Annotated in this window: 9 protein-coding genes; 8 read left to right on the forward strand and 1 reads right to left on the reverse strand. The window is 33.3% G+C overall.

The window, feature by feature from the left end; translation table 11 throughout:
* Window positions 1-762 precede the first annotated feature (762 nt).
* From LS81_RS04290 to LS81_RS04310, 5 genes are all read left to right on the forward strand, one after another.
* A complete protein-coding gene (locus LS81_RS04290; protein ID WP_034344903.1) occupies window positions 763-1,419 on the forward strand; it encodes an SEL1-like repeat protein in 657 nt (218 codons plus the stop codon).
* A 538-nt stretch (window positions 1,420-1,957) separates the two neighbouring features.
* Complete coding sequence (prfB, locus tag LS81_RS04295; RefSeq protein WP_034344901.1) at window positions 1,958-3,055, forward strand: peptide chain release factor 2; 1,098 nt, start codon at window positions 1,958-1,960, stop codon at window positions 3,053-3,055.
* Between the two features lie 433 nt (window positions 3,056-3,488).
* A complete protein-coding gene (locus LS81_RS04300; protein ID WP_034344899.1) occupies window positions 3,489-4,511 on the forward strand; it encodes an aspartate-semialdehyde dehydrogenase in 1,023 nt (340 codons plus the stop codon).
* 652 nt (window positions 4,512-5,163) lie between these two features.
* On the forward strand, window positions 5,164-5,880 hold the full coding sequence (locus LS81_RS04305) for a hypothetical protein (protein WP_233715900.1): 717 nt from the start codon (window positions 5,164-5,166) through the stop codon (window positions 5,878-5,880).
* A gap of 11 nt (window positions 5,881-5,891) precedes the next feature.
* Complete coding sequence (locus LS81_RS04310) at window positions 5,892-7,067, forward strand: sigma-54-dependent transcriptional regulator (protein ID WP_034320187.1); 1,176 nt, start codon at window positions 5,892-5,894, stop codon at window positions 7,065-7,067.
* Between the two features lie 714 nt (window positions 7,068-7,781).
* On the opposite strand, the gene uvrA is transcribed toward LS81_RS04310, so the two are convergent.
* Window positions 7,782-10,589, reverse strand: a complete 2,808-nt coding sequence (gene uvrA / locus LS81_RS04315) for an excinuclease ABC subunit UvrA (protein ID WP_034344895.1) — start codon at window positions 10,587-10,589, stop codon at window positions 7,782-7,784.
* Between the two features lie 333 nt (window positions 10,590-10,922).
* Between uvrA and LS81_RS04320 the strand changes: the two genes are divergently transcribed.
* The 3 genes from LS81_RS04320 to LS81_RS04330 all read left to right on the forward strand — a co-directional run bounded on the left by LS81_RS04320 (window position 10,923) and on the right by LS81_RS04330 (window position 15,485).
* Entirely contained in the window at window positions 10,923-12,521 is a 1,599-nt protein-coding gene (locus LS81_RS04320) for an inorganic phosphate transporter (RefSeq protein ID WP_034344893.1), read from the forward strand.
* Window positions 12,522-13,701: 1,180 nt separating this feature from the next.
* Window positions 13,702-14,754, forward strand: coding sequence for a microcin C ABC transporter permease YejB (gene yejB / locus LS81_RS04325; RefSeq protein ID WP_034344891.1), 1,053 nt, complete (start codon window positions 13,702-13,704; stop codon window positions 14,752-14,754).
* 59 nt (window positions 14,755-14,813) lie between these two features.
* Window positions 14,814-15,485, forward strand: a complete 672-nt coding sequence (locus LS81_RS04330; RefSeq protein WP_034344889.1) for an IMPACT family protein — start codon at window positions 14,814-14,816, stop codon at window positions 15,483-15,485.
* The last annotated feature ends 76 nt before the right edge of the window (window positions 15,486-15,561 follow it).

Consider the following 15,561-nt stretch of genomic DNA (forward strand, 5'->3'; position numbering starts at 1 on the left):
TGGTTGTGAGGCTAGATGATAGGATTTTTAGTAACTATGCATCTTACAAATTACCAACATATAAAATCCGTTTTTTTCGAATCTATGTATAAAATCATGCTTATATTTAGTTTTTGTCTGACTGCTATTGTGATTAATGATGTATAACTAGTCTATATGAACTCTTTGTTTAATTTAGTTCTTTATACAGCCCATCTTCATATTGCAAGATAAAATTTTTTTATAACATCGAGTTACTCCTTTGTTGCAATGAGCTTGGTTGTATATGAAATAATTACATAAGAATAAATTATGCTAATAATTATAACTCCTTTATATTGCAAGGAGATATTAAGAAACTAATTGAGTTTTACTTGTTTTGATTTTACAGATAGATTTGTGCCTCTTATATTAATGTGTTTTATCTCTGCAACTTGTGTGTTTTTTGCAGTTTTAAAGAGTGTTTACGATAAGTTCAATCTCTTTTTATATGATAGTTTATTTTATTCTTATGTGCTCTATAATTTTCAAACCCATACTTTTTTACATAACAAAGATTAGATTTTTTCACTTTGAAAGAAATTTGATTTTAAAAATAGAATGAGATGGCTTAAGAATCTATCTTGAATATTTTGCATATTTAAATACAACAAAATTTAGAACCCACAATTTTGTATTTTAAACATATTAAGCTAGATTTTTTCATATAAACTTGCTTTAACCTAGTTTGCATATTTTTATGCTACACTTAGCGAAGTTTGACTACAGATAAAAGGGGTTAGAATGCGAGTGATAGTCGTATTTTTGTATGTTATTTTTTCATATTTTATTATCGGTTGTGCTAAGCAAGAGGCACCAAAACCAATGTTGGAAGCAAAAGATATGAAGAGAATTCAGGATTATAACGCACTTGATAATCTAAAAGAGGGTGTATGGCGTGTTGATGAATGGAAGGAAATGGCAAAAAGAATGTGTGATCACTCAAAGGGAAGAGATTGTTCTGTATTAGCTGAAGTTTATCACGAACGCTTTTATGGTTATGGTTCGCGAGGAGATCGACAAAAAGCTATACAAATGCTTGTAAAAGGTTGTTCACTTAATGATAGTAAAAGCTGTTTTGATTTATCATCTCTTGCAGATCAGTCAGATTATCCTGTAGGTGAAAGTGAAATGTTTTTTAAAAAGGCACATGATCTTGCATTCAAAGGTTGCAATGCAAATTATGCATTAGATTGCTTTGCATTAGCTTTGGTTTATTTTGAGGGACTTGGTGAGTTTGAAAGAGATCGAGCAAAGTCAAAAGAATATGCACATAAAGCGTGTGACATGAAACATGCTGGTTCTTGTATTTTTATTGGTATCAATGGTGATACGCATGGAGAAGTAGTTGAGGCGCATAAAAAAGCTTGTGCATTAGGTATCAAAGCAATGTGTAAATAAATTTATGATTACACTCTAAGATAAGATTTATGTCTATTAGGGGTCTTTCTTTCTTAAAGGTGAATTTTACAGCAACAACTTTCATTCAAGCCTAGTGATAGATATTACTTATTAAACTTCCAAAATCATTTGGCAAACAATTGCTAAATGGTTGCAAACCAAGCTTTCAATATACATATATTACAGAAGTAACAATCATATGCAACACATGCAACATTTAAGCTTAAGCATTTGATACAAATAGAAATAACATAGTAAGCAAATCTTACATACTCACTACATATAACACCTTAAAGGAATTCACAAAAAGCAAAAGCCTTTAAAACATGCTTTACTAAAAATATTTTTGTGTATAGTTTGTAAGAGGTATCAAAGAAACCTAAAAGCACATCACAAGCTAAAAACCTTGCAAATGTGGATTAATTTGGTGCGTGTGTTTTTAGTTATATGTATTTTGTATCATCCCCATCCTATGCTATATATTTTTTGCTATAATAATCCATTTATTCTGCATAATTAAGCACCTTAAAGGCATACAATGGATTCTTATGAATACGGCGAGTTGTTAAAAACTCTGCAAAATAAAGCACAAAATATAGCAAAGATTCTCAATCCAGATGCATTGCAAAAGCGACTTGATGAAATTATGGAATTAGAATCACATCAGGAGTTTTGGAATGATGCAAAGAAAGCTGGTGAAATCGCAAAGGAAAAGCGAAAATGCGAACGAGTTTTGAGCACCTACACACAGATGCAAGCTGAATTAGATGATGCAAAGGAATTATTTGAAATTGCAGAGAGTGAGGGAGATTCGAGCACTTTGGGATTACTTTTTGAAGGTGTAGAGTCTTTGCAAAATCATATACAAAAAGTAGAAATTGAGGTGATGTTGAGCGGGGAACATGACTCTTCAAATGCTATTATCACTATTCAACCTGGAGCTGGTGGGACAGAAAGCCAAGATTGGGCAAGTATGCTTTATCGTATGTATTTACGTTGGAGTGAGAGGCGGGGTTTTAAAGTGGAATTACTAGATTATCAAGATGGTGAGGAAGCAGGGATTAAAGGGGCGGCTTTTATTGTTAAAGGTGAGAATGCTTATGGTTATGCCAAAAGTGAAAATGGTGTGCATAGACTTGTAAGAATCTCGCCCTTTGATGCTAATGCTAAGCGACATACAAGCTTTGCTAGTGTGCAAGTAAGCCCCGAACTAAGTGAGGATATTGATATTGAAATTTTGGATAAAGATATTCGTATTGATACTTATCGTGCAAGTGGTGCAGGGGGGCAGCATGTCAATAAGACAGAATCTGCTATTCGCATTACACATTTTCCAACGGGCATAGTTGTCCAGTGTCAAAATGATAGAAGCCAGCATAAAAATAAAGCCACAGCAATGAAAATGTTGCAAAGTAAGCTTTATGAGCTAGAACGTTTAAAGCAAAATGAAGGGATAACAAATACTGAAAAAAGTGAGATAGGCTGGGGACATCAAATCCGCAGTTATGTTTTAGCACCCTATCAGCAGGTAAAAGATTTAAGAAGTAATTATGCTACAAGCAACACAGATGGGGTTTTAGATGGTGATATTGATGGGTTGATAGAATCTGTACTTGTTTTAGGCGAGAATAAATAAAGATACTCATTTGAATATGTGTTTTTCAGAGTTTTGTATATATGGATTATAGAAAAGCTATAGAAACAATATCGTGTGAAATGTAGAGTGACATGGAAGCTAACCGCATATGATTAAAATAATATTTATCTAATCTGATGTTATTTGTTTCTGTATTGTATTCGCACAAAGTGATTGCATAGATCTATATTTGCTACGATTATAAACGTATAGAAAAATTAATTAAGAATCTCTTTTATAGAATGATTAATGATATCTAAAGTATTTTTTATGAGCATGTAAATATAATGAAATGAACTATTATATAAGTTCCTATTGTATATTTTGTAATGACTTGATAAAATAATTATATTTACATGGTTTTACATATTACTTTATTTATGGTTATAATTATAGAATTTATAAAACATAGTAATACACATAAAGGATAAACATGTCAAAAAAAGAATTTGTAGTAGGTATTGTAGGTGTTACAGGTGCAGTTGGTGAGGAGTTGTTGCGGATTTTAGATGAGAGGGATTTTCCAGTAAAAAAGCTTGTCCCACTTGCTAGTGCACGTAGTGCTGGAGATACGATAGAATTTAAAGATAAAAAAATCAAGGTTTTGGAGACAACAGATTCTGTATTTAAAGATGAGGGAGTTGAGATTGCATTTTTTAGTGCAGGTGGAAGCGTGAGTGAAAGATTTGCTCCAAGTGCAGTAAAAGCTGGGGCGGTTGTGATTGATAATACAAGCTTTTTCCGTATGCAAGATTCCATTCCTCTTGTTGTGCCCGAAGTAAATCCAGAAGATATTAAAAAAGATTCTACAATTATTGCAAACCCTAATTGCTCCACTATACAAATGGTGCATGTATTAGCTCCTTTGCATAAAGCATTTGGTATTGAACGGGTCGATGTTAGCACTTATCAGGCGGTGAGTGGTGCGGGTAAAAAGGGTATGGAAGAGCTTATTATGCAAATGCAAAAGTTCTTTGCATTTGAGCTTGATTCTGTTATCCCAAAAGCTTTTCAACACAGAATTGCTCTAAACCTTATCCCTCATATTGATACATTTCTTGATAATGGCTTTACAAAGGAAGAAATGAAAATGATCAATGAAAGTCAAAAAATTATGCATGCTGCATTTGAGATTTCTGCGACTTGCGTTCGAGTGCCAATTTTGCGTAGTCATAGTGAAACTTTGAGTATTCGCTTTAAAAATGAAGTGAGTGCAGATAAAGCAAGAGAGATTCTAAGAAGCGCAGAAAGCGTAGTTGTGATAGATAATCCAAATAGTAATGAATATCCTATGCCACTTATTGCCACAGATACAGATGAAACTTTTGTTGGTAGAATACGCGAAGATAATTATGACAAACGCATTTTGCATTTATTTTGCGTGGCTGATCAAGTGCGTGTTGGTGCTGCGACAAATGCTGTGCGTATTGCTGAAAAGTGGATTGCATTGCATTGAAATTATACTTAATGATATATGTTTTGGTATATAAGCTTTGACTTACACTGCAAATTGCATGTTAGCAACTGTATTACTCGCTACTGGGTTAAGTATGATTTGCAGCGACAAAATTGAGTAAATATTTTTCTTCATCTTAGAATCTTTTATAAGCTTTTATATAGATTCTCACTAAGCTTTACCATGCCTTTAAAATATATAAAATAACTTTTATGCCCCAAAAAACCCTAAAATATGGGATTACGCAAAATAACTTGATTTGTTTTTTGTAGGATAGCACATATTATAACTCGATAGATATACTACATTTAAAGGAAAACTATGAGATATTTTATACATCTTGCCCTAAGAGGTTTCTAACTTACTCAAAACTACAATATTAACTTTTGATTCAATATTTCATTTTCCCATACACAAGATAATAATCATAGTCTTCTTTATTGAAATTTGTTGTATCATATATACCATATCCAATATATACCGATATATACCAATATATATCATAATATACCATATACATTATGTTTAGAATGTTAAATCTTATGATTAAGGAAACATTATGCTATCCTGTAGCACAAGGTTCTATATATATATCATACCCTATTGCTTTTTGTGTTTTTGTGCTCCACTCCATGCAGATACAAGCACGCTCATGCAAAATAATCCTAGCCAAGAAATATTGAATACACAAGATTCACTATACAACTCATTGCCAACAGATAGTCTAAAAGAAGCTCCATTGCCAAAAGATCCAAGCCTATTGCAAATGCAGCAAGATCAAATGGATTTAATGCGTAAGGAATTCCATGGTAATCCTGCACAAACTGATTTGATCTATTACAAACAAAACGAGGCACAAAAAGAAATACAAAAAGATAGCACGCTAAAGATTAAACCAGAATACAGCACATATCAAGATAGCATAGCGCAAACAGAGCAGCATGAGTTTATTATGCAATATTTTTTTAAAATCGTTGATGAAATACCTTATGGTGAAGATTATAAAATCTCTGTGCCATTACATATGTTAGGATTACAACGCATGAAGACACCATCACGCACTTGTGAGATAAATACAAAAGAGCATTCACTCCCCATCACGCATTATAATCACTACACAAAAGCAGAAATGCAAGCAAGTATCAGAAAACAAACGCAATATTTATTGTATAATTTACTCCAAGAATATAAAGCAGAAGTATTAGAATGCCTTATGCTCAATCAAGCATATCTTGATGATACGAATACCGCTTTGAATCTAGAGTCTCGCACCAAAACGATTACAAGTGTGCGTTCTTATGTGCTTGTGGATTTTCATGGAGGTATACTGACTTTGCAAGTCTTTAATCCACCAAATAAAAAACATTGAAAAGGAATATCATGAAAATAGCCATTGTTGAAGATGACATTAATATGCGAAAAAGCCTTGAATTCTTTTTTTCAGACTATAAAGACCTCAATATTGTAAGCTTTAAAAATCCAAAAGATGCACTAAAATCCCTTGATGATAGCTTTGATTTAGTGATTACAGATATTAACATGCCACAAATGGATGGATTAGAGTTTCTTAATAAATTAAATGGACGATATGAAGCTATTGTTATTACTGGTAATGCTACACTGAATAAAGCTATAGAATCTATTCGTATTGGTGTCAAAGACTTTTTTCAAAAACCATTTGAACCACAAGAGCTGCTTGAAGCTATTTATCGCACAAAAAAGGTTGTTGAATTCAATAAAACCCATCAGCAAACACAACAGAGTCCAAAAAAGACATTAAGCAAAGAAAAACTCTTTGGATCAAGCTCCAAGAAGCTTGAAGAAGCAAAAACCCTAGCACTTCGTGCTGCCCCAACAGATGCTAGTGTCTTATTGCTTGGTGCAAGTGGTGTAGGTAAAGAAGTTTTTGCACGTTTTATCCATGAAAATTCAAAACGCAAAGATGCACCATTTCTTGCATTAAATATGGCTGCGATACCAGAAAATCTTTTAGAATCTGAATTGTTTGGTTATGAAAAAGGTGCATTCACAGATGCTACAGCACCAAAGCCTGGTCTTTTGGAATCTGCACAAGGTGGAAGTATCTTTTTAGATGAGATTGGGGAGATGCCAATGGCATTGCAAGCAAAACTGCTTCGTGCTTTGCAAGAAAAAGAAATTATGCGTTTGGGGAGTGCAAAACCAATAAAGATTGATGTACGATTTATTGCTGCTACAAATGCAAATATACAAGAAAAAATTGCTAATCAAGAGTTTAGAGAAGATCTTTTCTTTAGGTTGCAAACAGTGCCTATTAAGATACCACCTTTAAAAGAACGCACAGAAGAGATTCTGCCACTTGCCACAAGCCATATCCAAGAGGTTTGTGCACATTATGGTTTCAAGCAAAAAACTTTTAGTAAGAGTGCACAAGACAAAATGTTGGCATACGCATGGCCTGGCAACATACGAGAGCTTTTAAGTGTTGTTGAGCGTTCATGTATCTTAAGTGAAGGTGATATTATAGAAGCAAATGATTTGTATCTTGATGAAAGAGAGAAGGGCTTGTTTAACTAAATATTACTTTATCGTTCAATCTTTTTTGAAGGTTAAGGGTTGCTGTTTGTCTTGCGTTTCAATGATCTTTTAAGGTGATATATATCTTTACATATAGGAAGGAATAATCCCACAAAGCAATCACGATATAAAATCATAAGTATGGTTATAGCGGTTATATATAGGTTTAGCTTCAGATTCACCCTTAGCTAAGGAGGAACAACCACATAAAGCTAGTTTAATATAGTTTTCAAATCAAACAAACCCCTTATCATTCTTCATACAAAAGGATAGTTTTTACTAGAAAGCCTTACCAATACAACACGCACCAAATTAAGCATATTTTGCAAGGTTTTTAGCTTGTGATGTGTTTTAGGTTTCTTTGATACTTCTTACAAACTATACACAAAAAACATTTAGTAAAGTATGTTTTAAAGGCTTTTGCTTTTTGTGAATTCCTTTAAGGTGTTATGTGTTGTGAGTATGTAAGATTTGCTTACTATGTTATTTCTATTTGTATCAAATGCTTAAGCTTAAATGTTGCGTGTGATTGTTGCTTTTGTTGTGATATATGTATGTTAAGGCTTAATACATTTAACGCCTTGTAGCTTTAGGGTATGTTTGTTAATGCTAAAAGGCGTTTTTTGGATTTTACAAATGTGCAGTAATAAAAAACACTTACTTGATACCCTTTGGAAGATAATAACTATTTTTGTATGATTCTATATATCTATATCACAAAACCTCATTTGCTAAAAATTGTGCTGTATAACTTCCACTCTTATCTTTATTTTTTATGATATCAGCCACACTACCGCAATCTACAATCTTACCGCCACCACTACCACCATCTGGTCCTATGTCAATAATGTAGTCTGCATTTTTAATTACATCTAGGTTATGTTCAATCACAACAACAGAATTACCAAGGCTAACGAGATGATGAAGCACTCCTGTAAGTTTATCTACATCAGCAAAGTGTAATCCTGTTGTTGGTTCATCTAAGATATAGAGCGTTTTACCTGTGTCTTTACGACTTAATTCTTTGCTAAGTTTAATTCTTTGTGCTTCTCCACCACTAAGCGTAAGAGAGCTTTGTCCAAGTGTAATATAACCTAACCCTACTGCCTGCAAAGTTTTAAGTCGATTAAAAATCTTTGGAATCTTGCTAAAAAAGTTGCATGCTTCATCGACACTCATGGCAAGCACTTCTGCTATATTTTTATGATTATAGGTGATCTCTAAAGTTTGAGGGTTATATTTTGCACCCTTGCATACATCGCACTGCACCATCACATCAGGTAAAAAATGCATCTCAATCTTTATTTCACCCTCACCCTGACATTTTTCGCATCTACCACCTTTGACGTTAAAACTGAAACGTCCAACGCTATAGCCGCGTATTTTTGCTTCCTTTGTTTCTGCAAAAAGATGGCGAATATCATCCATGAGTCCAGTATAAGTGCTTGGGTTACTACGAGGAGTTCTACCTATTGGGCTTTGGTCAAGATAAATTACTTTATCAAGATTCTCTAAACCCTCAATCATTACGCCGCTATTTGCTTGGATACGCTTTGAATGATTAAGTAACTCTTGTGCAGTGGGTAAAAGAGTCTGCAATATCAGTGAGCTTTTACCGCTACCGCTCACACCTGTTACACACACAAAGTTAGCCAATGGAATCTTTACACTTACATTACGGAGATTATGCAATGTAACATTGCTCATGCTTAACCATTTTTCTTGTTTTCTCTCGTATTTGTAGTCGATTTTTTTTGTGCCATTTAGATATTGTGCTGATAGTGTTTTGCTTTTAAGTAGATCTTTGACTTTACCGCTAAAGACTACTTCACCACCATATATCCCAGCACCAGGTCCAATATCTACTATAAAATCTGCCCGCATAATCGTTTCTTTATCATGCTCCACAACAATGACGCTATTACCTTTTTCTTGCAATGACTTTAGTGTTTTGATAAGCTTTAGCGTGTCTCTCTCATGCAATCCTATGCTTGGCTCATCAAGCACATACATAACGCCAGTCAATCCGCTACCAATCTGACTTGCAATGCGTATCCGTTGGCTCTCTCCACCGCTAATACTTCGTGCATCGCGATGTAGGGTGAGATAACCTAAACCAACATCATAAAGAAAGAAGAGCCTTTCTCTTATCTCCTTTAATATAGAATCTGAAATTTGTTTTTGTTGTGTGCTGAGATAGGAAAAATTCTCTTTTGTATCAAAAAAATGATAACAATGTTCAATTGGCATATTAATTACTTCTGCAATGCTTTTATCTGCTACCTTTACACTTAAAGATTGTGGATTAAGTCTATTGCCATTGCAGCCGCTACAAGTTTTTTCTACCATATAATCTGTTGCATCATCTTTTAGCACATCAAGGGCTATTTGCATAACACCCCGCCAAGTCTGTTTTATTGTGCTATTTTTCCAAGTTATCATGATGTCTTTTGTGCTACCATATAAGAGTGCATTTTGTTTATCCTTAGGGAGTTCAGCAAAGGTGCTACTCGATTCTATTTCATATGTATTACAAAAACCCTCAAAAAGTGCATAATAATAACTTTTATTGAAGCCAAAAATAAATTTTATACCACCTTTATTTAATGGCTCATGCTGCGTAATAATACTATTTACATCAAGAGCATATTTTACACCCAAACCACCACATTCTTTACATGCACCTTTTGGTGAATTGAAAGAAAAACTTACAGGCTCTAGTTCTTCAAAGCTTACCTTACATTGAAAACATGCTAAATGTTCGCTAAAGTGGATTGTTTCATTGTGCTCTTTTTGTTCATTTAGAATCTCAACTTCGATTTCACCATAGGATTCTTTTAAACCAGATTCTATAGCATAGGCAATCCTTGCATGACTCTCTTCGTTTAATACTACTCTATCCATAACAATACTAATGCTGTGTTTTTTTGTCTTTGCTAGTGTAATTTCAGAATCAAGTCGCGTCATTACACCATTAATCTTTGCTCTTACATAGCCTTTTGCCCTTAATGATTCTAATTTATCTTGAAAACTCCCCTTTTTTTCTTTAACAATTGGAGCATAAATAATAAGCTTTGAATCCTTTGGTAGCTTTAAAACTTCATTAATAATATCTGTTGATGACATGGAGCTAATTTTTTCTCCACATAAATGACAATGTTGTATGCCAACTCTAGCATACAAAAGTCGTAAATAATCATAAATTTCTGTAATAGTTCCAACCGTTGAACGTGGATTTTTTGAAGTCGTTTTTTGATCGATCGCAATAGCAGGGGTTAATCCATCTATTTTTTCTACATTTGGTTTGCCAACTTTATCAAGGAATTGTCGTACATAGCTTGAAAGAGATTCTATATATCGTCTTTGTCCTTCTGCATATAGGGTGTCAAATGCAAGCGTGCTTTTACCGCTTCCGCTTACGCCCGTAAAAACGACTAATTGATTTTTTGGAATAGAGAGGTTTATATTCTTGAGATTATTTTCTTTTGCACCTGTGATTGTAATCTTATCATTTTGTCCCATGTTTTGCCTTTTGACTACCAAAAATTACATAATTAAAAAGGCTTGTATTTTATCAAAAATACACAAATATATATTACGAAAGCACCAATGTAATTGCTATTGTGGCTTAAAGCAGACATGAGTATATCAAGTTATTACAATACTGCTTTGATAGTGAGTATATATATCTTCATGGTGTCGTATAAAATATTGGTTTTACAAATTCTTATTGTTTTAATATTAGACCGCACCTATTTGTGACTGATGAATGACAAGTTAACGCTAATTCAAAAAGCAATTAGGGTATAATAATGAGAATGCTTTGTGCCATTTTTACGTCTTAAGGAAAGTTTTATGGATATTAAAAATATTAAAAAGATTGAGAATGCTGCATCATTTGGACAAAGGGATATTGTAAAAATTGGCATTGTGCTTGCATTTTTTATTCTTATTGCTGGTATTGCGATTACATTTGGTTATCCTGTGAGTAGCCCTGTTGTGCTCATTTTTGCCGCAGTTGTTGGAGGCTATATGGCACTTAATATCGGTGCCAATGATGTGGCAAACAATGTTGGTCCAGCGGTTGGTTCACACGCTATCACACTTGTTGGTGCGATAATTATTGCTGCTATTGCAGAGGCTTCTGGGGCAATTATTGCTGGAAAGGATGTTGTTGATACCATTAAGTCTGGCATTATCAATCCAACCAGTTTGCAAGATAGCGCAACTTTTATTTATGTTATGCTTGCTGCTCTTACTTCTGGAGCGATTTGGTTGCATGTTGCTACTGCACTTGGTGCACCTGTATCTACAACGCATTCGCTTGTTGGGGGCGTGCTTGGGGCTGGTATTATGGCAGGTGGATTTGGTATAGCAAACTGGGGCGCTATGGGGGAGATTGCATTAAGTTGGGTTGTGTCTCCTTGTCTTGGCGGCTTAATTGCTATGATATTTTTATTTATTATTAAGAGATCTATTACTTATCAAAGTGATAAAAAAACTGCTGCAAAACGTGTTGTGCCACTGTTGATTCTTATTATGTCATGGTCATTTAGCGTGTATTTGGTGCAAAAAACTGGTATGATTAAGCTTAGTTTTGGTGCCGCATTACTTGCTGGATTGGGCATTGCTATTGTTGTTTTCTTTATTTCTCGTCCATTTATTATCAGAAAAGCAGATACGCTTTCAAATACCAAAGAAGATATTAATGAACTTTTTACACTTCCTTTAATCTTTTCTGCTGCTCTGCTTAGCTTTGCTCATGGTGCAAATGATGTGGCAAATGCTATTGGACCTTTGGCTGGAATCTATGAGGCAATTCGCGAGACTGCTGTAGAGTCTTTTGGTGGTAAGGCACAGGTACCATTTTGGATTATGCTTATAGGTGGACTTGGAATATCACTAGGGTTAGCTCTTTATGGACCAAAACTAATCAAAACCGTTGGTAGTGAAATTACAGATCTTGACAAAATGCGTGCATTTTGTGTAGCACTTTCTGCTGCTATTACCGTGCTTATTGCTTCGCAATTAGGTTTGCCTGTAAGTTCTACTCATATTGCCATTGGTGCAATCTTTGGTGTCGGATTTTTACGTGAGTATCTTAAAAAGCGTTACTATACTATGCAGCAAGAAATTATTGAAGCATATAAAGGGAGAAATGAGGAGGCAGTGCAGAAATTCTTGACAAAATTTGATCGTGCAAATATTCGACAGAAACAAGAGATGTTGCAGTCTCTCAAAGCAAATGCTGCAAAAGCTGATAGAAAGAATAATGATTTGCCAGTGTTAAGAAAAAAAGAACGTAAAAGTTTGAAAAAAGCATATAAACAAGAGTTGGTAAGACGAAGCGCGATTAATAGAATTATTGCTTCATGGCTTATTACCGTGCCGCTATCAGCTATATTTGGTGCAGTTGCTTTTTATCTTATATCAAAGATTAATCTCCCATTATAGGATTATATATCTTGATATACATGAGTTTATATTCTAGAAGAATAGAAATGTATTGTTTTATAGTATTGATCTCATGCTTATATCTGTTCTAGAGTTAATTGAATGTAGGAATGTAGTTATGCAGACTTTCTTATTTGGTTTTAAATCTATCAATCAAAAATACAACGTAGTTTCCTTAATGAAAATAGCAGCGTATTAAGGTTTTGTAATCTCTCAAGGACTAAAGGAATAAATTTTTTATAAATCTTTCTAAAAAAGATTTTAATTTCTTTATAGAGAGGCTTCACTTTAAATGTTAAATCTAAGTTTGCTTGATGAAATAAAGTGCCTTAAATATCATATGAGCTTGTGTAAAAGATTAGATTCTGAAAATATAAAAAGAGCTTAAATAGTCTACACTTCATTCAAATATATAAAATCAAAAAGAAGTTTTATATTTTTACAAGACGAGTTTCCATGACTTTTAGAATCTTTTTTAGTCTTTTAAAATAATCAAGTTTATAATAATCATTTGATGAAATCCTGCCAATAAGAACAAAAAGAAGTAAAAGTAGAATATCTTATAGGAATATTGAATATGAGATTAAAACAATATAGGAAGGATTTTAGTTTTATTGTAAAGACATCTAAGGTTTCATGAACAAGTATAAGAAGATTTGTTGTGTTGAATGTGAATTATAATTAAACAATTAAGAATAACTTATATAAATATAGATCATTTATTTTTTGCACTTATAGGGTGCATATATTGCACAAGGAATTACTAAAAAAGCCAATTTAAAAAAGCAATATAAGGATATATATTCTACATTTAAGATTTTAAGTAAATCAAGCCTTTATTTGATTTAGAGAATGCTAGTACAACACATTAGGATAAGAAGTAGCAAAATATTTCATGAAGATTTGGGTAATTCAAATAGTGCAATTTGACATATAGCTGTAAGCTTACATGTTTGTTTTTTATTGATTTAGTGGATATAATGGCTTTTACTTTAAGAATAGAATCTATTATAATAGTTCACTAATTCATCTAAAAATATTTTTAGATGAATTAGTGATGAGTTTTCATTGATTTTTGAGGTTGTTTGTCATTTTACATTTAGTTTATAATAAGGTAGATTTTATTACAAACACATTTTATAGTATTATATCGCAAAAATTTGTATAAATTAGGCACTCTATGTTGTTATATATTTTTAAAAGAATATTGTTGGTTATACCCACATTGCTTGGCATTATTACACTTAATTTTTTTATTATTCAGTTGGCACCTGGTGGTCCCGTTGAACAAATGAGTGCAAAGCTTACAAATACTTTGCGGGGTGAGAGTAATGCTGGAAGCATAAGATTGCAAAGCTATCAGAGTGCAAAAGGGCTTGATTCTGAGTTTATTGCGCAACTAAAAGAAATGTATGGGTTTGATAAGCCTATTTTAGAGAGATTTTTTATTATGTTGCGTAATTACATGCAGTTTGACTTTGGACAGAGCTTTTATAGAGAAGCAAGTGTGCTTGATATTATTAAGGAAAAACTGCCTGTATCAATTACGCTTGGAATCTTTAGCACATTAATTATTTATATTATAAGTATTCCGCTTGGCATCATGAAAGCAGTGTATAACAATAGTGTATTTGATACATTTACAAGTATTTGTATTACATTTCTATATTCTATCCCATCATTTTTATTTGCTATTTTGCTTATTGTTTTGTTTGCTGGTGGAAGCTTTTGGGACATATTTCCGCTCAAAGATTTAGTGAGTCAGGATTTTGATACTATGAGTTTGTGGGAGAAAATCAAAGATCTTTTATGGCATATTACCTTGCCACTTATATGTATTTGTGTTGGTGGTTTTGCAAGTCTTACATTACTTGTTAAGAATTCATTTCTTGATGAGATACATAAAGGCTATGTGTTGCTTGCAAGGAGTAAGGGGGCAAGCAACATACGCGTACTTTATTTACATATATTTCGCAATGCAATGCTCTTATTAATTACGCTATTTCCTGCAACTTTTATTGGTATGTTTTTTAGTTCTAATCTTTTGATAGAGATTATTTTTAATCTTGATGGGCTTGGGTTGCTTGGCTATGATAGCGTGATTACTAGGGATTATCCTATTGTGTTTGGCACACTTTTTATTTTTACACTTATTGGTTTATTTGCAAATATTATTGGTGATTTGCTTTATATGATTGTTGATCCACGCATAGATTTTGACAAATCAAAATAGTTTTATATGATTGTATCACATCAAGGTTTGCAAGGATAACTTAGAATAAAGGATTAGCAATGCAGTATTTTGTTTATCAAGACAATACAATAACTCCCAAAGAAGATGTGGTTTTTGAATGTAAGGGATCGAAATTTATAGCCTTGCTTTTTCCACTCAGTACATCTTCAAACAATATAAACACTAAAGACAAAGATCTAGATTCTTGTCATTTAATGCGAAATGAAATATTAGCACAGCTTCAATCATCACATAAAAAAGCAGCACATTTTGTATGGGCGTTTAGAATCTTTAATGAATATCATCAAGTCATAGAAGGCAGCAGTGATGATGGTGAGCCAAAAGGCAGTTCTGGTGCACCCATGCTTGAAGTGCTGCGTGGTAAATGCCTAATTAATGTTTTTTGTGTTTGTATACGTTATTTTGGTGGTACAAAGCTTGGTATAGGTGGGTTGGTTAGAGCTTATACACAAGCAACACTCCAAGCAATTGCTTATGCCGAAGGGTGTGGGCAATTTATCCCATATCAACGGCAAGATATCACAACTATCCATGCAAAAAGTAGTGCATATAATAAAATTCTGCACTTAGCGACACAACATAAGCTTGGGGTTGTCAATAGAGAATTCTTGCAATCTCACATCACTTTGCAACTGCAAGGAAGTGCCAAGGATTTGGAAAGCTTTCTTCAAGCTTATAAGAATCTTTATTATGATAGTAATATTTCATAATTATATAAAATATTATTAGAATAGTTTTTTGAAATACATTAGATTAGGAAATTAATCTAAATGCCTATTTATGCAA

It is taken from the genome of Helicobacter trogontum, assembly GCF_000765905.2.
Lineage (GTDB): Bacteria > Campylobacterota > Campylobacteria > Campylobacterales > Helicobacteraceae > Helicobacter_A > Helicobacter_A trogontum.